At 67.1% G+C, this 19,132-nt stretch carries 16 protein-coding genes and 2 pseudogenes; 5 read left to right on the top strand and 13 right to left on the bottom strand.

The annotated features are described in order from the left end of the window. Nucleotides 1-2: 2 nt before the first annotated feature. Complete coding sequence (locus ABV518_RS08355) at nucleotides 3-1,022, bottom strand: hypothetical protein (protein ID WP_367766421.1); 1,020 nt, start codon at nucleotides 1,020-1,022, stop codon at nucleotides 3-5. A 261-nt stretch (nucleotides 1,023-1,283) separates the two neighbouring features. On the opposite strand from ABV518_RS08355, the gene ABV518_RS08350 reads away from it, so the two are divergent. After that, nucleotides 1,284-2,141 carry an HAD family hydrolase gene (locus ABV518_RS08350; RefSeq protein WP_367766420.1) on the top strand — a complete coding sequence of 286 codons (858 nt, stop codon included), beginning with the start codon at nucleotides 1,284-1,286 and terminating at the stop codon, nucleotides 2,139-2,141. A gap of 183 nt (nucleotides 2,142-2,324) precedes the next feature. Here the strand turns inward: ABV518_RS08350 and ABV518_RS08345 are convergent. The 7 genes and pseudogenes from ABV518_RS08345 to ABV518_RS08315 form a co-directional block, all read right to left on the bottom strand. Further along, nucleotides 2,325-2,450 (bottom strand): annotated as a pseudogene (locus ABV518_RS08345) (hypothetical protein); the annotation flags it as partial. A gap of 122 nt (nucleotides 2,451-2,572) precedes the next feature. Further along, nucleotides 2,573-3,934 (bottom strand): annotated as a pseudogene (locus ABV518_RS08340) (beta-galactosidase family protein); the annotation flags it as partial. Between the two features lie 54 nt (nucleotides 3,935-3,988). Continuing rightward, nucleotides 3,989-4,690, bottom strand: coding sequence for a hypothetical protein (locus tag ABV518_RS08335; protein ID WP_367766419.1), 702 nt, complete (start codon nucleotides 4,688-4,690; stop codon nucleotides 3,989-3,991). A 5-nt stretch (nucleotides 4,691-4,695) separates the two neighbouring features. Continuing rightward, nucleotides 4,696-5,616 carry a carbohydrate ABC transporter permease gene (locus tag ABV518_RS08330; RefSeq protein ID WP_367766418.1) on the bottom strand — a complete coding sequence of 307 codons (921 nt, stop codon included), beginning with the start codon at nucleotides 5,614-5,616 and terminating at the stop codon, nucleotides 4,696-4,698. Further along, entirely contained in the window at nucleotides 5,616-6,539 is a 924-nt protein-coding gene (locus tag ABV518_RS08325) for a carbohydrate ABC transporter permease (RefSeq protein ID WP_367766417.1), read from the bottom strand. Before ABV518_RS08325 ends, ABV518_RS08330 begins: the two co-directional genes overlap by 1 nt. Further along, nucleotides 6,536-7,819, bottom strand: a complete 1,284-nt coding sequence (locus ABV518_RS08320) for an ABC transporter substrate-binding protein (RefSeq protein WP_367766416.1) — start codon at nucleotides 7,817-7,819, stop codon at nucleotides 6,536-6,538. The genes ABV518_RS08325 and ABV518_RS08320 overlap by 4 nt, the downstream gene beginning before the upstream one ends. A 56-nt stretch (nucleotides 7,820-7,875) precedes the next feature. After that, complete coding sequence (locus ABV518_RS08315; RefSeq protein ID WP_367766415.1) at nucleotides 7,876-8,889, bottom strand: hydroxyacid dehydrogenase; 1,014 nt, start codon at nucleotides 8,887-8,889, stop codon at nucleotides 7,876-7,878. 163 nt (nucleotides 8,890-9,052) lie between these two features. Here ABV518_RS08315 and ABV518_RS08310 point away from each other — a divergent pair, with 163 nt between their 5' ends. From ABV518_RS08310 to ABV518_RS08295, 4 genes are read left to right on the top strand one after another with little or no spacing between them, the layout of a single operon-like run. Next, complete coding sequence (locus ABV518_RS08310) at nucleotides 9,053-11,101, top strand: heparinase II/III family protein (RefSeq protein ID WP_367766414.1); 2,049 nt, start codon at nucleotides 9,053-9,055, stop codon at nucleotides 11,099-11,101. Then, nucleotides 11,098-12,246 carry a substrate-binding domain-containing protein gene (locus ABV518_RS08305; RefSeq protein ID WP_367766413.1) on the top strand — a complete coding sequence of 383 codons (1,149 nt, stop codon included), beginning with the start codon at nucleotides 11,098-11,100 and terminating at the stop codon, nucleotides 12,244-12,246. Before ABV518_RS08310 ends, ABV518_RS08305 begins: the two co-directional genes overlap by 4 nt. Beyond that, entirely contained in the window at nucleotides 12,243-12,932 is a 690-nt protein-coding gene (locus tag ABV518_RS08300) for a ThuA domain-containing protein (RefSeq protein WP_367766412.1), read from the top strand. The genes ABV518_RS08305 and ABV518_RS08300 overlap by 4 nt, the downstream gene beginning before the upstream one ends. Nucleotides 12,933-12,966: 34 nt before the next feature. Beyond that, nucleotides 12,967-14,925: a DUF2264 domain-containing protein gene (locus tag ABV518_RS08295; protein ID WP_367766411.1), complete on the top strand. Its 1,959-nt coding sequence runs from the start codon at nucleotides 12,967-12,969 to the stop codon at nucleotides 14,923-14,925. On the opposite strand, the gene ABV518_RS08290 is transcribed toward ABV518_RS08295, so the two are convergent. The 5 genes from ABV518_RS08290 to ABV518_RS08270 form a co-directional block, all read right to left on the bottom strand. Further along, nucleotides 14,922-15,260 (bottom strand): YciI family protein, encoded by a 339-nt coding sequence (locus ABV518_RS08290; protein WP_367766410.1) that lies wholly within the window; start codon nucleotides 15,258-15,260, stop codon nucleotides 14,922-14,924. The two genes, ABV518_RS08295 and ABV518_RS08290, sit on opposite strands and share 4 nt — an antisense overlap. 71 nt (nucleotides 15,261-15,331) lie before the next feature. Beyond that, on the bottom strand, nucleotides 15,332-16,081 hold the full coding sequence (locus ABV518_RS08285; RefSeq protein ID WP_367766409.1) for a ThuA domain-containing protein: 750 nt from the start codon (nucleotides 16,079-16,081) through the stop codon (nucleotides 15,332-15,334). Continuing rightward, nucleotides 16,081-17,175 (bottom strand): Gfo/Idh/MocA family protein, encoded by a 1,095-nt coding sequence (locus ABV518_RS08280; protein WP_367766580.1) that lies wholly within the window; start codon nucleotides 17,173-17,175, stop codon nucleotides 16,081-16,083. The genes ABV518_RS08285 and ABV518_RS08280 overlap by 1 nt, the downstream gene beginning before the upstream one ends. A gap of 83 nt (nucleotides 17,176-17,258) precedes the next feature. Beyond that, nucleotides 17,259-18,173 carry a carbohydrate ABC transporter permease gene (locus ABV518_RS08275; RefSeq protein WP_367766408.1) on the bottom strand — a complete coding sequence of 305 codons (915 nt, stop codon included), beginning with the start codon at nucleotides 18,171-18,173 and terminating at the stop codon, nucleotides 17,259-17,261. Beyond that, the gene (locus ABV518_RS08270) at nucleotides 18,170-19,132 is read right to left on the bottom strand and encodes a carbohydrate ABC transporter permease (protein ID WP_367766406.1); all 963 of its coding nucleotides are present in this window, start codon (nucleotides 19,130-19,132) and stop codon (nucleotides 18,170-18,172) included. Before ABV518_RS08270 ends, ABV518_RS08275 begins: the two co-directional genes overlap by 4 nt.

The raw sequence follows: 19,132 nt of genomic DNA, 5'->3' as shown, positions 1-19,132 counted from the left end.
GGTTATGCGAGGGGGATTAGTCCACCCGGCGGGGATTTTTGCCTCCTGAGCCCGGCACCATCGAGCTTCCGCCGCAGAATCTGCGGGCCCGTCACGGCTTTCCAGTCCCAGCGGACCACCGTGTAGCCGAGCGCCCGGAGCCGGTCCTCGCGTTTTTTCTCCGCCAGGATGGCTTCCCGTGTGCTGCGGTCGCCCAGGAGTTCGTCGTCGAGATACTTGGCGTCGCCGTCGAACTCCCCGATGACGCCGTATTCGGGCCAGAAGAAGTCGGTCCGCGCAATGAATCCTTCGTTGTCAATAAAAGAACGCTGCAGGACCGGAGCGGGAAACCCCAGAATGTGGATGAGTGCCCGACTCCGGGACTCCCCGACGGATTCCGCCGCCTGGTCAGCCAATGCCAAGACTTCCAGGACCCGACGGCGTTTGGCAGCCGATGCGAGGCCGGCCGACGCCTGCTGCAGGTCGATCCGGGTCAGGCCCGCGCCTTTCTTGCGGCGGCTTCCAAGGACGGTGTCAGCCACAGCCACAGCCTCCGGGAGTTCCAGCCTGACAATGGAATCCATCACCGTCTGAACGAGCGACGTCACAGCGTAGCCGCCGGCCTGGACGATATCGGCTTCCCAGTGATGCCGGAAGGTTCCGTAGCCCCGGACCGTTTCGAGACCGGTGAGGCCTGTCTTCGGATTCTTGGCTGCTTGGGTTGTTGAAGGGAGCCTGCCCGCTTTGTGCGGTGACCGCGTGACCAAGTGGACATGATCAGGGACCCCAGGGGTGGGCAATCGCCAAACACGCAGTGCGGTCAGATAGCAGAAGCCTGCCGCCGGATCGCTGGCGGCGACCGCGGCGACTGTGGCCGCATAGCGTTCCCATGCTTTGAGGGCCAGCCACGCGGGCTTGTTGTAGTAGACGCCAGCCCGGACCCGGACCAGGTCGCCCTTGGTGTAGGCGCGGCTCAGGCCACGGCTGCTTCCGGTGAGGGCGCGCGTTTGGCTGGCGAGGATCAGGGGAAGAGGAGATTCCATGGGTCCATGCTGGGCTGCTGGTCCCGGCGTCACCAGACGCGCCTGCTCGATTGTGGATAAGTACAGGTAAATCCCCGGCGGGTGGACTTATCCCCGTGAAAGGCGGCGGGGAATTGACCATACGGCGGGGAATTTGCCGCCGAAGCCGGCGAAGGTTAACACTCACACCGGGGATAACCCTGTGAGTATTAACGTGTTGTTCACAAGCTGCTGTGGCGTGCGTCCTAGCAGCGGTCCGCGGGCGTCTGCTCTACTGGATAAATGACAACACTGACTGAAAACACAGTCGCTGGCAACGATGACCAGCGAAACACCAACCCGGCCAGCACCAAGTTCATGGTGGCATTGGACGTCGACGGCACCCTCGTGGACCACGACGGCCACATGTCCGAAGGCGTCCGTGAAGCCGCCCGCGCGGTGGTTTCCGACGGCCACGACGTCCTGATCGCCACCGGGCGTTCGCTCAACGCCACCCTGCCCGTGATCGAGCAGATCGGCCTGGACCGGGGCTACGCCGTGTGCTGCAACGGCGGCGTGACCCTCCGCCTGGACCCGGCTCTCGCCGATGGCTACGAGGTCATCCACAAGGCCACGTTCGACCCCGCACCCGCTCTCCGCGCGCTGCGGGAAAAGCTGCCCACCGCGAAGTATGCGCTGGAGGACGAGGAAGGGAATTTCCTGTCCACGGAACGCTTCCAGGATGCCAGCTTCGGCGTGGAGGCCATCGGCGTCGACTTCCAGACCCTGCTGGAATCCACCGCTGTCCGCCTGGTGGTGTTCAGCACCGAGAACACGCCCGAGGAATTCTCCACCACCATCCGGCAGATCGGCCTGGCAGGCGTCACCTACTCCGTCGGCTGGACGGCCTGGCTGGACATTGCCGCCGCCGGCGTCACCAAGGCCAGCGCCCTCGAGAAGCTCCGCGGCACGCTCGGCACCCCGCAGCACCTCACCGTCGCGGTGGGGGACGGCCGGAACGACATCGAAATGCTCGGCTGGGCGGGACGCGGCGTGGCCATGGGCCAGGCGCCGGAGGAAGTGATCGCCGCCGCGGATGAGGTCACGCATTCGGTGTACGACGACGGCGCCGCGCACGTGCTGCGCAGCCTCCTGCCGTAGGGGGTTCTTCAGCCGGTCTGACGCAGGCGGTGAAGGCTACTTCTCGTCCGGACCGAGGTCGGGGCCGGACACAAAGCGGACGTCGCGGGTAGTGCTTCCCTGCAGTTCCAGGACAGCCAGGACATTGCTGCCCTTCCGGATCAGCGGCCCCGGCACGTACAGCGTGCGCTGCGGTCCGCGGCTCCAATAGCGGCCCAGGTTGAAGCCATTGACGTAGGCGTTGCCCTTCGTCCAGCCGTCCAGCCGCAGGTACCTGTCGCCCGGCCCTTCCGCTTCGAACGGAGCAAAGGACAGGGACGGACCGGCCACGCCTCCGGATCCGCGCAGGTCCCTGGCCAGCTCCGCAAGCGGGGTGGCGTCCAGATTTTCAGGTCCAGGGGCCGGATCTGCCAGCCGGTGAGCTCGTCGCCGTCGAGGACGGCCGGCCCGATCAGTCCCTTGGATTCGCCGATCCGCGGCCCGTAATTCACCCGCCCCTGGTCTTCCACGAGGATCTGCAGGAGCCCGCCTTGGGGGACCACGATGGAGCGTTCGGCCAGTTCACGGCTGAGCGTGCCGAGCGGGAACCCGTCGAGGAAGAACTGCGCCCGGTCACGGACCTCCCGGAACGCCAGGACGCCACCGCGGTCGAGTGCGCGTTCGTACAGGCAGAAGCCGCGGTACTGTCCGGTGGCCTCGCTGGCCGGGACAGGACCCGCAATACGCTGCGGGGAACCGAGGGCATCCACCACACTGAGCAGCGGGACACTGGAGCCCACGGTAACCACAGACTCCGGCCCGACCGCCCGGGCTGCCGGGACGTCCGCCGGAACAGGGAAGTGCGCGGCGATGACCTCCCGGAACGCGAAGTACTTGGCCGTCGGGTCCCCATCCTCGGACAGCGGCGCGTCGTAGTCGTAGGACGTGATGGTCGGTTCGTAGATGCCTTTGTCGTTGGCGCCGTTGGTGAAGCCGAAGTTCGTGCCCCCGTGGAACATGTAGATGTTCACCGACGCACCCGCGGACAGCAGCGCATCGAGTTCGGCGGCGGAAGCGGCGGCGTCGGTGGTGTGGTGGTGTGTGCCCCAGTTGTCGAACCAGCCGTTCCAGAACTCGGCGCACATCAGCGGGCCGGTGGGCTGCCGCTCGCGGAGGAACTCAAGGCGTTCAAGGGAACGTGAACCAAACGTCCCGGTCTTGTGCAGTTCTGGCAGGGAACCGTCCTCGATCATGCTGCCGAAGGGCTGGTCGCAGGTGAACAGCGGGATGTCCACGCCGTGCCGTTTTACCAGGTCCACCAGGTGCTGCAGGTACGCCTTGTCCTTGCCATAGGCGCCGTATTCATTTTCGATCTGCAGCAGGATGACCGGACCGCCGCGCGTAACCTGCCGCTCCACCACGGTGGGCAGCAGGGAATCGAAATAGGAGCCGACGGCGGCGAGGTAGCCCGGTTCGCTGCTGCGGACGCCCACTGTCGGGTCGCTGAACAGCCACGCCGGCAGCCCGCCGTTGTCCCATTCGGCGCAGATATACGGCCCCGGCCGGACGATGGCCCGCATGCCCGCGGCGTCCACGAGGTCCAGGAACCGGCCCAGGTCCAGCCGCCCCTCGGCACGGAACGTCCCCGGCTCCGGGGAGTGCTCGTTCCACGGCACGTACGTCTCGATGGTGTTCAGCCCCATCAGCCGGGCCTTCTGAATCCGGTCCTCCCACTGGTCCGGATGGACCCGGAAGTAGTGGACGGCGCCGGAGAGGATCCGGAAGGGCTCGTCGTTCAGCAGGTAGTCGTGATCGCCGATGGCAAAGGTATCCATGGGTTCCTTGGGATTCGCAATGTGGACCAGGGGAGGCCTGGCCAGGAAGCTTTGTCAGTCCCCGCGCAGGACCGCGTGGAACGCGAACGCGGCGTTGCTCCACACTACAAACAGCAGCGGTGCCGGTGCCAGGGCCACGCCCAGCACCGGCTGGAGCAGCGCGGCCGAGGCGATGATGCCGAGCAGTACCAGCATGGCCAGGCTCAGGTACCAGCGCTGGACGCACAGATAGAGCGATGCCTTGGCCAGGCTCCTGAGCCGGGCGCCGGGGAGAAGGACGACGCCGGCGATCACCAGCACGGCCACGGTCACCGTGGCAGCCGCGGCCACCACGATGACGGGGACCAGCACCGCTGCCGCCGGCATCGACTGGACGGCGACGAGGTCGACGCCGAGGAACAGCAGCAGTGCGACCGCTGCCAGCCCCAGCGGCGCGGCGCGCCGGAAGCTGCGCAGATAACCCTGGAGGAAGGAGGCAAACGGCTTGACCGCGCCGCCGTCGTCGTTCAGTGCCTGGAAGGCGGCGAACAGGCCGGCGAGCGACGGCGGCACCGTCACCGAAAGCGCCAGGAAGAACGGCCACGAGGCCACGGGATCGGCCACGAGGGCGAGGCAGAGCACCAGCGGGGCGTTGGCCAGTGCCAGCAATACATTCCCGGCGAGGAATGTGTAGACGAACCCGAAGATGCTCCCGAAGGTTTCGAACCCCGGTCCGGCCCAGCGGCGAGGCTTCTGCGGTATTCCGTGCTGGCGCACCGTGGTCACCCTTTCATGCCGCTCGTCGCGATGCCCTGGATGAAGTAGCGCTGGCCCACCAGGAAGATGATCAGGATGGGGATCACCGAGATGACGGAGCCGGTCATGATCATGGCGTATTCGGCGTCGAACTGGCCCACGAAGGAACGCAGTCCCAGCTGAACAGTCCAGAGGCGGTTGGACGTGAGGTAGATGAACGGGCCCATGTAGTCGTTCCACGTGTTGACGAACGTCAGCAGCGCCAGGCTGGCGAGGGCGGGCTTGGACAAGGGCAGGATCACCCTGGCCCAGATGCCGTATTCGCTCAGGCCGTCGATGCGGGCGGCCTCGCACAGTTCATCAGGAATGGTCATGTAGTACTGGCGCATCAGGAACACGCCGAACGCGCCGAAGGCCTGGAGCAGTATGAGGGCGTTGAAGCTGTTGGTGAGCCCCAGCTGCTGCATCATGATGTACTGCGGCACCATGTACGCCTGCCACGGGACCGCGATGGTGCCGATGTAGGCCAGGAACAGCACGTCCCGGCCCGGGAACCGGACCTTCGAGAAACCGTACGCCGCGAGGGACCCGGTGAGGACCTGCAGGCAGGTGATGATCACCGCGAGGTAGAGGGAGTTCTGCAGGTATCCCATCATCGGGATGCGGGTCCAGATGTCCGTGTAGTTGCTCCACACGAACTCCGAGGGGATCCACTGGATGGGGACGGTGAGGACCTGGTTGTTCTCCTTCAGGGAGGAGGACAGCATCCAGATAAACGGCACCAGGAGCGCCAGGACCAGCACCGTCAGGACTGCGTAGATGACGGCGTCGGTGGCCCGCGCCTTCCGTTCGCGGGGCGACCGGCCGCGGGGTGCCGGCGGCGCCGCGAGGGCGGCTCCGGCCCGGAAAGGAGCCTCCGCCTTGAGGTCTTCGGCCATGTTGGTCATCAGCGTTCCCTCCGCTGTTGGAGCTTGAATTGCAGGACGGTGACCGTCAGGACGATGACGAACAGCACCAGGGATATGGCCGACGAGTAGCCGAACTTCCCTTCGCCGATGCCCTCCTGGTAGATGAGCTGGGACAGCACGGTGGTGGCGCGTCCCGGCCCGCCATTGGTCATGACCACGATCAGGTCAAAGACCTTGAAGCTGGACACTGTCAGCATGACCACCACAAAGAACGTGGTGGGCCGCAGCGACGGCAGGGTGACGTTCCAGAACCGCTGCCACGGGCTGGCGCCGTCCACCTCGGCTGCTTCGTAGAGTTCGGCGGGGATGGCCTGGAGCCCGGCTAAGTACAGGATCATGTAGTAGCCCATGTCCCGCCACACGCTGGTGATGATCACCGCGGGCATGGCCCAGTCGGAACTGGACGTCCAGCCCGGTGCCTCGGCGACGCCAACGGCGTGCAGGAACTGGTTGATGGGACCGGTGTCCGGGCTGAAGAGCATGTTCCAGACGACGGCGACGGCCACCAGGGAGGTGATGTACGGGAAGAAGATGGCCACCCGGAAGAAGCCGATGCCCTTGAGCTTGCGGTTCAGGAGCAGGGCCAGGACCAGGGCGAGGGCCATAGTCAGCGGGACGTGTCCCAGGGCGTAGACCACCGTGTTGCGCAGGGCCACCCAGAAGGTGTCACTCTGCACCATCCGCTGGAAGTTTGCCAGACCCACCCACCGCGGGGCGCTGAACGAGGTCCACTCCATAAAGGACAGGGCGAAGGCGGCGAGGACGGGGATCAGGGTAAAGGCGAGGAAGCCCAGGAAGTTCGGAAGGATGAAAGTCCAGCCGATCAGGGTGTTGCGCCGCGCCTGCTTCCGGTTGCCCCGGCTGTGGACAGCCGGGGCCCTCTTGAGTGTCTCTGTAGTCACTGGCCCAGGACTTCGCTCTTGACCCGCTTGCCCATTTCAGCGATGCCGTCCGCCACGGAGCGCTCGCCGACCATGATGAGGTCGTGCTCCTGGTTGAGGATCTTGTCGGTCGCCGCGGACTTGTCGCTCACGGGCATTTCGAGGGCAGTCCTGTCAGGAGTGAACGCCTTCTTGGACAGTTCATCCGTGGGAAGGCCATCGAGCTTGAAGTAGGCGTCCGTTACCGTGTCATTCTTCAGGGCGGGAACGACTCCGATTTTGGAGATGGCCTTGGCGCCCTCTTCACCGGCGGCCCACTCGATGAACTTCTTGGCTTCATCCGAGTGGGAGGCGTTCTTGTTCACGGCGAAGGCTGTGGGGGAGCCGAACGTGGTGACATCGCCACCGGACTTTTTCTGCGGCATCGGGGCCAGGCCCCAGTTGACGTTGGTCTTGCCGTCCTTCTTCGCCTGGAGAATGCCGGCGATGTACCAGGTGCCCATCGGCATCATGGCTGCCTGGCCGGTCTCGAACATGGTGCGGTAGCTCGTCTTCTGGCTCTTGGCCGTACCGAACTCCAGGGTGGCGCCGCTCTTCTGCAGGTTCAGTGCGGTGTTGTACTGGTCTTCGAAGAAGCCGTAATCGCCGCCGATCTGGTCGCCGTCATTCTGGGCAGCGGCGATGGCCTGGATGACGGAGCGCCAGATGTGGTGGTAGGTGCCGTAGACCGTCTTGCCGTCGGCGCCCTTGGTGGTGAGCTTCTGGGCGAGGGCCGCGTATTCATCCCACGTGAGGTCCGCGGGATCTTCCACACCGGCGGCCTTGAAGAGGTCCTTGTTGTAGTAGAGGAGCCAGAAGTCCTGCCGGTAGGGGGCGGCGAAGTACTTGCCGTCGACGTCGAACGCGTCCAGGCCGGCGAGGTTGTCCTTGTCCAGCGTGTCCACCACGCTGTTGATCTCCTGGAGCTGGCCGTTGCTGGCGTACCGGGAGTAGTCGATGACGTTCTTCATGGTCAGGACGTCGGTGGTGTCGCCGCCTGCCAGCATGGTGGTGACTTTCTGCGGGTAGTCATCGGCCAGGATGTCCACAGGCTCGATGTCCACGTTGGGGTTGGCGGCCTCATAGCCGTCGAACAGTGCCTTGAACTCAGGTGTTCCTTCGTAGTTCCAGACGGACACAGTCAGGCGGGTCTTGCCCTCCTGGGCCTGCGGTTCCGCCGGGCCTGCGGCTCCTGCGCAACCGGTCATGCCGAGCCCGGCCGTTACGGCCAGCGCGATCGCGGCGAGGGTTGTGCGCTTCATTGCGTTCTCCTTAGGTGAGTGTTAGGTCTGCCGCAGGTGCGGCGTTTTGATGGGGGTTAGGCGCTGAGTGAGAGGTCTTCATGGACCACCTGGGCGAGGAGTTCCTGTCCGGTCAGGTACCGTTCCAGGTCATCCAGGGCCGCGTCCGACATCCTGCGGGTTTCCGTTCCCAGGGAGCCGGCGATGTGCGGGGTGATGACCACGTTGGGGAGGTCATAGAGTACGGAGTCCCGCGGCAGCGGCTCGGGTTCCGTGACATCGAGGAGCGCGTGGATCCGGCCGGTGGCGCACTCAACCTCGAGTGCCCTGGTGTCCACCAGCGATCCGCGGGCCGTATTGATCAGGGTTGAGTGGTCCTTCATGGCCCGAAGCTCCGGCGCGCCGATCATGTGCCGGGTTTCGGCCAGGGCGGGCGCGTGGACTGTGACGATGTCCGAGGCCGGAAGGAGTTCCTCGAGCGGGACGAGCCGTCCGCCGGCTGCCTTGACGGCGAGCGGGTCCGCGTGCGGATCACTCACGAGGACGGTGACGTCCTGCAGTTGCTGGACGAGCTGGACCACGCGGCGTCCGATCCGGGAATAGCCGATCACTCCGATGACCCGTCCGATGTTGCCGAGTTCGCCACGCTGCGTGGTGTAGCTCCAGTCCTCCCGGTTCGTCCGGGCATCGTTGGCCAGGACGTGGGCCTTCTTTCCCGCGAGGACGATGGAGGCGAAGGTGAACTCCGCGACAGGGATGGCGTTTGCGTCGGCGCCGTTGGTGACCAGGATGCCGCGTTCCCAGAGCTCGTCGCTGGCGAAGCTTCGCACCGTCCCGGCGCAGTGGAAGACTGCACGCAGTTTGGGCATCCGCCCGAGCCGCTCGGAAGTGAGCAGCGGAACTCCCCAGCTGGTGACCAGGATTTCGACTTCGGCCAACCTCTTGGCGAGGTCGGGCGAATCCAACGAATCCGTCCACGCCTGTCCCCCCAGGTCAACGAGTCCGCCGAGCCGCTGCAGGCGTGTGGAATCGAATTGATCTGCAAAGGTTCCGCTATTCATGACCAGCAGCGCCTTGGGTTTGGGTGACATCAGGGAATCCTCCTTTCAGGTTTCTTGGTGTTGCCCTCAGGGGCGATTTCATGTCTTGCATCACATCTAACAATCAGTAGATACTCATAAACAAGACAGATCAATCATGTCGTTCAGCGTCGATCACAAGCGATCTAACTCGAACATCCGAGAAGAGTCTTCAATGAATACACCACCTGCCGGCGCCACTCGGGCCACGGCCCTGGCCGCCCGCCCTCTCGCCTCCGCCTGGGGCGCGAACGCATCCCCATCCGGCCTCGCAGACCTGCTGGCCGGCGGCCTGTCCGGACTCCGCGTCCGTCCGCTGGGCGACGCCGCCTGGCTCGGCGTCAGCGAGGCTGCCGCCGCCGGCGTGGCCGCGCAGGCACGGACGGAACGTGGGACAGCCTGGCCGCAGCCCCTGGTTTCGCACTACGCCCGCTACTTCCGCGACGGCAACCGCACCGCCTACGAAGGGCTGGTGGGGGTGCGCCAGCAGCGCCTGACGCGCGCGGTGGCGATGGCCCTGCTGGCCGGACGGGACGGCGGAATGGTTGCCGGGATCGGCGCCGAAGCGGGCCACGCCAGCACCGACGCCGGAAGCGTCCTCCGAGGCGCGGACACCGCCGATTGGCTCGACGAGGTGGTGGACGGCGTCTTTCTGCTCTGCGAACAGAGCTCCTGGAGCTGGGCCGCTCACGACGATGTCTTCAGCCGCAGCGGCGAGGTGGTGCCGGACAAGTCCCGGCCGTACCTGGACCTCGGCGCCGGCGAAGTCGCTGCCCAGCTCGCGTGGACGGACTACGTGCTGGGCGACTCCCTGGATGCCAGGGCGCCCGGCCTGCGCCGCCGGATCCGGCAGGAAACCCACGAACGCGTCATCACCCCCTTCCTCGACCGGATGGACTGGCACTGGCTCGGGCTGGACGGGGACGTCCACAACTGGAACCCGTGGATCCACACCAACCTGATTGCGGCAGCACTGTTCCTGGTCAACGATCCCCAACTCCAGGCAGCCACCGTTGCCCGCTGCATCGAGGGCCTGGACCGTTTCCTCGCCTCCCTCCCCGCCGACGGTGCCATTGATGAGGGCTTCGCCTACTGGTGGAACGGGGCCGGCAGGGCGCTGGAGGGCCTCGCACTGCTGGAGGAAGCCACCGCCGGGGCGCTCGACGTCGATTCCCCCGTGGTGCGCCAGCTCGTCGCTTTTCCGCACCGGATGCACCTGGGCGGAAACTGGTTCCTCAACGTTGCCGACGGTCCGGCCCGGGCGGCCAGCGGTTTGCCGTGGGACATGCTGCACCAATGGGCGCTGCGCCTCGATGACCGTGACGCCGCAGGACACGCAGCGACTTTCGGCTCCGACCAGCCCGAGGCGACGGCGGGACTGGGCCGGGTGCTGTACGCACTCCTGCGCGGGACCGAAACCCGCGGAGCCGAAGAAAGCGGCCGTGCGCCGCTGGTGCCGTTCACCTACCTTCCGTCGGTGCAGATCATGGTGGCCCGCGAAACCGCCGGCACGGACCAGGGCCTGCTGCTCGCCGCGAAGGGCGGGCACAACGGGGAGCACCACAACCACCGCGACGTCGGCTCCCTGGTGGTTGCCGTCGACGGCGTTCCGCTGCTGGTTGACGCCGGCCAGCCCACCTACACGGCAAAGACCTTCAGCCCGGACCGGTACGAAATCCGCGCCATGCAAAGCGCATGGCACAGCGTTCCTGCGCCGTTCGGCCTGGAGCAGGGCACCGGGAAGGACTTCGCGGCTGGCGTCCTGCAGGCGCCGACCCCTGATGACCCGACGCTCCGGCTGGCGCTCGGGGCAGCGTACGGACTGCGCCCGGAGCAGTGGATCCGTTCATCATCGCTGAACCGAGAGGACGGGCGGGTGGTCGTCGCCGACCGCTGGGATCTTCCGGAGGTACCGGACAGGGCAACGCCCGACGTCGACATCACCTACCTCGCGGCCGGCACCGTCCGCCTCGGTGAAGAGGGCTCAGCCACCATCCTGCCGGACGGCATACCGGCAGCTGACATACCCGTCGCCGGGAACGGCAGGGGAGTCCGCCTGCGCTGGGAGCCGGGCGCCGCCGTCGTCCTGGTGGATGAATGGCCGCTGGATGACCCCCTGCTGTCCGAGGTGTGGGGCGCACGGCTGACCCGGCTGCGCTTCCGCCTGTCCGAAGAATTCCGCGCCGCCGGCGCATTTACCCTGACAGTGGAGGCAACATCATGAGCCCTGACCAGCCATCCGAAGGCGCCGGGAAATCCCTGTTCTCGCTCCAGCGCCGCGAGCGGCTGATGGAGGAACTGCGTGCACACGGAGCCATCACGGTCCGCGGCATTGCGGTGAAGCTGGGCGTCAGCGAGCTGACCATCCGGCGGGACGTCAACCTGTTGGCCGAGGAGGGCCTGGTGTCGCGCGTTCACGGCGGCGCCACACTGCCCAGCCCGCTGGACAGGTCGGCCGCGGCTGGCCGGCCCACGCCGCACAGCTACTCCATCGGCATGGTGGTTCCGTCGCTGGACTACTACTGGCCGCAGGTCATCAGCGGCGCGCGGGCGGAGGCCGAAGAGCAGAACCTGCGGATCCTGGTCCGCGGCTCAGCGTACGACGCCGCCGACAACCGCCGGCAGGTCCAGGCCCTGCTCGACACCCAGAACATCGACGGGCTGATCGTCGCCCCGGACCTGACCGGCGAACGTGGGCAGGAGCTGCTTCGCTGGCTCAACGCGCTGCCCATTCCGGTGGTGCTGGCCGAGAGGCGCTCGCCGGTGGAGAACCCGGCCCACCGCCTCGAATGGGTGGCCACGGACCATGCGTTCGGCGCCGGGGTGGCGGTCAGGCATTTGTGGCAGGAGGGCCACCGGCGGATCGGCTGCCTCGCCGATTCCTCCAGCCCCACGACACCCCATGTGGTGCGCGGGTGGCGGCAGGCCCTGACGGCACTGAAGATCCCGGTGGAGGGCTCGGTCCACGAGGATTCGGCCAAGCTGGACAACGGCCGGGCCGGGCACTTTGACCACGTCCTGGAGCTCTGCAACAAGACGGGGACCACAGCCATGCTGGTCCACTCGGACACCCAGGCGGTGGCGTTTGTCCAGCACTGCGTCGACAAAGGACTCCAGGTGCCGGGGGACATGGCGATCGTGGGATACGACGACGAAGTGGCTTACCTTGCCGAGCCCGCCATCTCCGCCGTCCGGCCGCCCAAGCAGTACGTGGGGAAGGTAGCCGTCCAACTCATGGCTGCGCGCCTCGCCGAGGGACGCATGCGGCCCGTGCACCGGATCGAACTGAACCCGGAGCTGATCCTGCGCGAGTCGTCCATCGGTGCCCCGCGGGTCCCGGCGTCCGGCGTGCTCCAGGAATCCCTGTGACGGCGGGGAGGCCAGCGGCTCCGCGCGCACTGCTCCTGAGCGGCACGGGCCGGTACGCGGACCCCTGGCACCCGTTCGCGGAGACGTCCGGGGCCTTGGCGGGCCTGGTCCGGGAGGCGGGGTTCGACGTCGATACGGCGGACGACGTCGACGCCGCCCTGGCAGGCCTGGCCTCCGACGCCGGGCGGCCGGACTTGCTCGTGGTGAACGTCGGGCTTCCGCGCGATGACCGGCCCTCGCCCGCGACCCCCGAAGCCTCGGCCGGGCTGCGGCACTGGCTGGCAGACGGGCGGCCGCTGCTGGTGAGCCATGTCAGCTCCACAAGCTTCGTCGATGCCCCCGAGTGGGAAACCGGACTGGGCGGCCGCTGGATCCGTGGGACCTCGATGCATCCCGAATACGGGCCTGCGGCGATCCGCGTCCTTCCGGAATCCGGCGCCCTGGTGGAGGGCATCGAGGACTTCGAGCTGCCGGACGAGCGTTACAGCTACCTCCGGACAGTGCCCGGCATCACCGTCCATGCCGCCCATACCCACGAGGGCAGCGAGCATCCGGTGATGTGGTCCCTGGACCGGCGGCCGGGGCGGACCTTCTACGACGCCCTGGGCCACGATGCCGCCTCCTACGACTCACCCGAGCACCGCGAACTCCTGCTGCGTGCCATCGCCTGGCTCGCCGCCGGCTAGCCCCCGACCGCCAGCCTCCAACCCTGAGGACCCCATGCCATCCACAGCGACCCCTGTTCTCCTGACCCTGCCCGCCCTGGACCGCAGTCTTTCGCCGCACACCGGCCTCACCCGCGGGCACTGGTGCGCCTACGCCGACTACCTGCTCCGCTCCGCCCAGCGCTACGGCACCGATGACCACGCCAACATCCACCTTCCCGGCGCCAACAGCGCCTACGGTCCGCGCAGTGACTCGCTTGAAGCATTCGCCCGGACCTTCCTGCTGGCCTCCTTCCGGATCGCCGGCGACCCGCAGGGAACGGGCTGGATCGCCGACTGGTACGCGAAGGGCTTCGACGCCGGCACCGACCCCGCGAACCCGGACCGCTGGCCAACGCCCGGAGAATTGGGCCAGGCGAAGGTCGAGGCGGCGTCGTTGGCTGTGGGGCTGGCGTTGACCCGGGACGTGCTGTGGGACAAGCTCCCGCAGCGGGTCCAGGAGCAGTTGGTTGCGTGGTTCGAAACGGTGATTGGTGCGGAGTACCCGCCCATCAACTGGGTCTGGTTCCAGATTGTGGTGGAGACCTTCCTGGCCAGCGTGGGCGGGCGCTTCTCGGACGAGGACATCGACGCCGGCCTGGCCATCCACGATTCGCTTTACCGCGGACACGGCTGGTTTGCCGACGGCCCCGAGCGCGCCTACGACCACTACGTGGGCTGGGCCTTCCAGGTCTACCCGCAGCTCTGGGCGCTGATGGCTCCTGCGGATCCCCGGGTCAAGGCCCGGAAAAAGCTCGACGGCGACCGGCTCGCCGACTTCCTGGACGACGCCGCCCACCTCGTGGGAGCCAACGGGGCGCCGCTCATCCAGGGCCGCAGCCTCATCTACCGCTTCGCCGCTGCGGCGCCCTTCTGGGTGGGCGAACTCTCCGGCCACACCCGGCTGTCCCCAGGGCTGGGCCGGCGCGCGGCCTCCGGCATGCTGGACTATTTCGCCCGCCACGGATCGATCACCGGCGACGGCCTGCTCTCGATCGGATGGCACGGCGAGTTCGCCGGAATGAAGCAGTCCTACTCCGGTGCGGGCTCGCCCTACTGGGCAGCGAAGGGCCTCCTGGGCCTTGCGTTGCCGGCGGACCACCGGGTGTGGACCGCCGTCGAGGAACCCCTGCCGGTGGAAGCCGGCGACACGCAGCGCCTGATCGCGGCGCCCGGCTGGCAGGTGGACGGAACAGCGGCCGACGGCGTGGTCCGGATCAGGAACCACGGCACCGACCACGCCAATGCCGGAGCCGCGGTGGCCGATTCACCGCTCTACGCCCGGCTGGGGTACTCCACGCATACCTTCCCGGACCTTGAGCCGGAATCCCTGGACAACGCAGTCGTGCTGGTCGACGCCGGGGGACGGCCCACGCACCGCACGGGTTTTGAGTTCCTGGGCCAGAAGGACCTCGGCGGGGTCCTGGCTGGCGCCTCCCGTGCCACCGTCAACTGGATCGAAGTTGATCCCGACGGCGGCCCGGACCACGGCAGCGGCGCCAGCGGCACGGCGACGCCCGGACCGGAAGTCACCGTGGTGTCGCTGACGCGCGGTGCCGTGGAGCTGAGGCTGGTCCGGGTCCGCGGCACGTCCCCCGCGGCGCCCGCACGGCTGCGGATCGGCGGCTGGCCCGTGGATGCGGAGTCCCCGGTGGCCAGTGAAATCCGTCCCCTGGCCGGCTGGGGCTCGCCCCTGGGCGACGCCGGATCCTGGCGCCGGGAGGCCCCGCACCCGATGGGGGAGCGGCTCACGATTCCCTGGATTGGCACGTCCGGCACGGCGGACGACGGCGACTACGCCGCCGTCGTCGTCCTTGCCGGAGCGGGAAGCGCGGAGGCCGCCGGCGCGGTCCGGTTTGTCCCGGCCGACGGCGGCCCTGGTGATAGCGGCCCTGGCGGTGGCGGGCGCTTCGAGTTCGCGGACGGAACCGCCGTTGACGCCGCCGCCGTCTGGGACGGCCTTACAAGACCCTAGCTCGCGGCGTCGTACCCGAACTCGCGGAGCTCCTGCGGGCAACGGCAGGCCACCGCGATCTTCCTCGCCCATTCGACCGCGTCTTCCCGCGTCGGCAGCTCCAGCACGGTGAACCCGCCCTTGAGTTCGGAGCCCGGATAGATCTCGGTGCCCACCGACCCGTCGGCGGAGACCAGCACGGGAGCGACGTCCTCCGCGATCCCGCCGCCGAACACGTAGACCCCCGCAGCCTTCGCCTCCTCGATCACCGCGTGGGATTCGGCGACGACGGCCGGGAACTCGTCGTCGGTGAGCACCATGGCTTCGCTCGGGAAGGAGATGAGGTACTTGGTCATGTCTCGATGGTGGCAGCAGGCGGGCCGGACAGCAACGCGCCCGCTGTCAGCAACGTCGTGGCCGGGTACCCCTAGTTCTCCCCGAACCAGCCACTGGCAGGGTTGCTCACGGCCGGAACCGCGCGGTGCAGCCCGGGCTGCGCGGCCCAGCGAACCCCGTTCGCAAGGACCCGCTGGATCTGCGGATGGTGGTACACCGGGTATTCCTGGTCGCCCGGGCTGAAGTAGAAGATCCTGCCCTTGCCGCGGGTGAACGTGACCCCGGAACGGAACACCTCGCCGCCGGCGAACGAGCTGATGAAAATCAGGTCGTCGGGGTCCGGGATGTCGAACAGCTCGCCGTACATCTCCTGCTCGGGGATGACGATGGGGCTGTCCACGCCCTCGGCGATGGGGTGCGAGGGCTTGACCGTCCACACGAGCTCGCGTTCGCCGTCGTTCCGCCACGCCAACGAGCAGCTGGTGCCCAGCAGCCGGGTGAACACCTTGGCGAAGTGCCCCGAATGGAGCACAATGAGCCCCATCCCGCCCAGGACGTGCCGGTGGACGCGTTCGACGACGGCCTCGCTCACCTCGGCGTGCGCCATGTGGCCCCACCACAGCAGGACGTCAGTCTCGGCGAGCACCTCCTCGTCGAGGCCGTGCTCATCATCGGTGGCCAGGACCGCCGTCGTGATCTCCGCTTCCGGATAGAAGGGACGCAGCCCGGCCGCGATGGCGCCGTGGATGCCGTCAGGGTAGATCTCCCCGATGTGGGACGGCTCGTTGAGTGCCTCGTGGACGCCCTCGTTCCAGACCCGGATTCTCAGCTTGTCGTTCATTAGAGACGAACCTCCCTCTGCTCGCGTGCCGACTGGTAGCACGCATCGATGATTTGGGCACGGTAGAGGGCCAGCGAGCCATCATGTTCGCCCCAGGCAGCCGCACTGCCCCGGACGGCCATTACGAAGTCTTCCACCACACCATCGTGCGCGCGGCCAGGCAGCGCAGCCGGCACGTAGTCGGCGTTTTCGCCGTCTTTTTCGGTGAACACCCTGAGCTGGCCAACGGGAGCAAAGGGCGCGCCCTGCACTTTCAGCTCGGCTCCGCCGTCGGTCCCGTAGACCGTGAAGTCCAGCAGGTCGTCCGTCTCCCGGTAAGTCGCCCAGCCTGCCTCGATCAGCAGCGTGGCGCCGCCCTCAAGGCGCAGGAACGCGGATGCAAAGTCTTCCACCTCGAACGCGTGGCTTGTGGCCATCGCGGTGTAGCGGTCGTTGCCGCCGCGGCCACGGGGGCCCAGCTCTGAATGCGTGGTGGCGGACACGGCCACCACTTTCGGTTCGCCGAGCAGGTGCAGGGCGTAGTCCAGGGCATGGACGCCGATGTCGGCAAGCGGCCCGCCGCCGGCGAGCTCGGGGTTGGTGAACCAGCTCCCCAGCATCGGGATGCCGGAGCGGCGCAGCCAGGAAGCCTTGGCGTAGTACGGGCGGCCCACACCGCCGCCGTCGATCACTTCCTTGAGGGCCTGGATGTCACCGCGGCGGCGGTGATTGAAGGCGATGTCCAGGACGCGCCCGGCCGTGCGGGCGGCGTCCACCATGGCCTGGCCTTCGACGGCGTTGCGCGCGATCGGCTTCTCGCTCAGCACATGCAGGCCGCGCTCGAGGGCGGCGATGGCGATGGGTGCGTGCAGGAAGGTGGGCACTGCCACGCTGATCGCGTCCAGGCCTCCGTGCTCCAGCATCTCTTCCCATCCGGCGAACGCGTTCGGGATCGAGTATTCGGCCTGCAGGGAGTCGCGGAGCTCCTGTTCCATCCCTGACAGCGACACGATGCGGACGCCTTCCAGGGAATCGTAGGCCTTAAGGTGCTGCTGCCCCGCCCAGCCAATGCCGACGACGCCCACCCTCAGTTCTCCGGCTTGTGGTTCCTTCAGGGAAGCGGCCTGCTGTCCAGGGGACTGCTCGTTGCTCACGGATATTTCCTTTTCTTGTGTTGTTCGAACTTGATGGTGAGGTTTTAGCCTTTGACGGCGCCGGCGGTCATGCCCGAAACGATGCGCTTCTGGCACACCAGCACGAGGATGACGAGCGGGACCGTGATGATCACCGACGCGGCACTGATGGTCCCCAGCGGCTGGTCAAACTCGCTGGTTCCGCTGAAGAACGCAATTGCCACCGGGACCGGACGGGCCTCGGGGGATGTGGTCAGGGTGACGGCAAGCAGGAATTCATTCCACACGGAGATAAACACCAGGATCGCCGTGGTGGCAAGGCCCGGAACAGCCAGGGGCAGGATGACCTTGCGGAATGCGGTGAACGGCGTGGCTCCGTCCATGTACGCCGATTCCTCCAGCTCACGCGGGATTTCCTTGAAGAAGGACGTCAGCGTGTAGATCGCCAGCGGCAACGCAAAGGTCAGTTTCGGAATGATGAGGCCCAGGAGTGTGTCGTACAGGCCGATTTCGCGCCAGATCGAGAACATCGGGGCCGCGATGGCGATGGCCGGGAAGGTGGTGACCGAGAGGATGAGGGTCAGGATCAGGGATTTGCGGCGCATCTTGAGCCTGGCCAGGGCATAGGCGGCGAAGGAGGCGAACACCAGCGCCACGGTGGTGGTGACGACGGCGATGATCACCGAGTTGCGCAGGGCCAGGAGGAACTCGGGGTTCTGGAACACCGCCAGGTAGTTCTCGAAGGTGGGCTGGCTCGGGAACAGTTCGCCCTTGGACAGGCTCACCCCCTTCTTCAGGGAGGTGTTGACCAGCCAGTAGAACGGTATGAGCGAGAAACCCATCACTGCGAAGACGAAGACCCACACGATGGGGTGCAGTTTCGCCTCACCGCGGAGCCGGCGCTTCCGTGCCCATCGCTTCGGTGACCTGCCGGGGGCGGCGGGTGCCGCCGTCGTGCGCTGTGCAGTCAGGGTGCTCATTGTTCCTCCTTGGCGACTTCACGGATGTTGCCGCCGGCGAAGCGGATGTAGACCACCGAGACGGCCATGACGGTGAGGAAGGTCAGGATGGACAGCGCCGATCCCTCGCCCACCAGGCGGTTCTCGCGCAGCTGGGTGTAGGCCAGCATCGACATGGACTCGGTGCCGTTGGCGCCGCGGGTGAGCACAAACGGCAGGTCGAAGACGCGCAGGGCGTCCATGGTGCGGAAGATCGCCGCGAGGACGATTGCCGGACGCAGCAACGGCAGGGTGATGTTGACGAATGTCTGCCATTTGCTGGCGCCGTCGAGTTCTGCGGCCTCGTAGGTCTCGGCGGAGATGACCTGCAGGCCGGCCAGGATAATGAGTGCCGCGAACGGCGTGGTCTTCCAGACGTCGGCAAGGACGATCACAGCCATCGCGTAGCCGTGCTCCCCAAGCCAGACGACGTCGCCGCCGGGCAGGCCAAGCGTTGAGAGGACGTTGGTGACCAGGCCCAGGTTGGGCTGGAACATGGTCTCCCAGGTGATGGCGCTGACCACGGTCACCACCGCGTAGGGCAGCAGGACCACGGTGCGCAGGAGTGCGCGGCCCTTGAACGCAAGGTTGAGCAGCAGTGCCATGGCCGTGCCGAGCACCAGTTCGAGGGAGACCGAAAGCCCTGCGAAGAGGAAGGTCTGGCCGAACGCCGCCCACCAGTGCGGCCCGCTGAGAGCCGTGATGTAGTTTTCCAAGCCGACGAACCGGGACAGGCCGGCGGTGCGGACACTGTACTGGTTCAGGGACAGCCAGAGCGCGTAGCCGATGGGGACTGCCGCCACCAACGCCATGAGCACCAGGGACGGAGCGGTCATCCGGAACGCGAGCCGCCGCTCCGCCCGGTCGCGGACGTTCACGCCACGGCTGGTCACCCCGCTGCTGCTCACCCCGCGGCCGGGGGAGAGGAACTTGGTTGCCAT

This window comes from Arthrobacter sp. HS15c (assembly GCF_040812005.1).
GTDB lineage: Bacteria > Actinomycetota > Actinomycetes > Actinomycetales > Micrococcaceae > Arthrobacter.
Note: the sequence above shows the minus strand (reverse complement) of the source record. Positions and strands in the feature narration are given on the sequence as shown.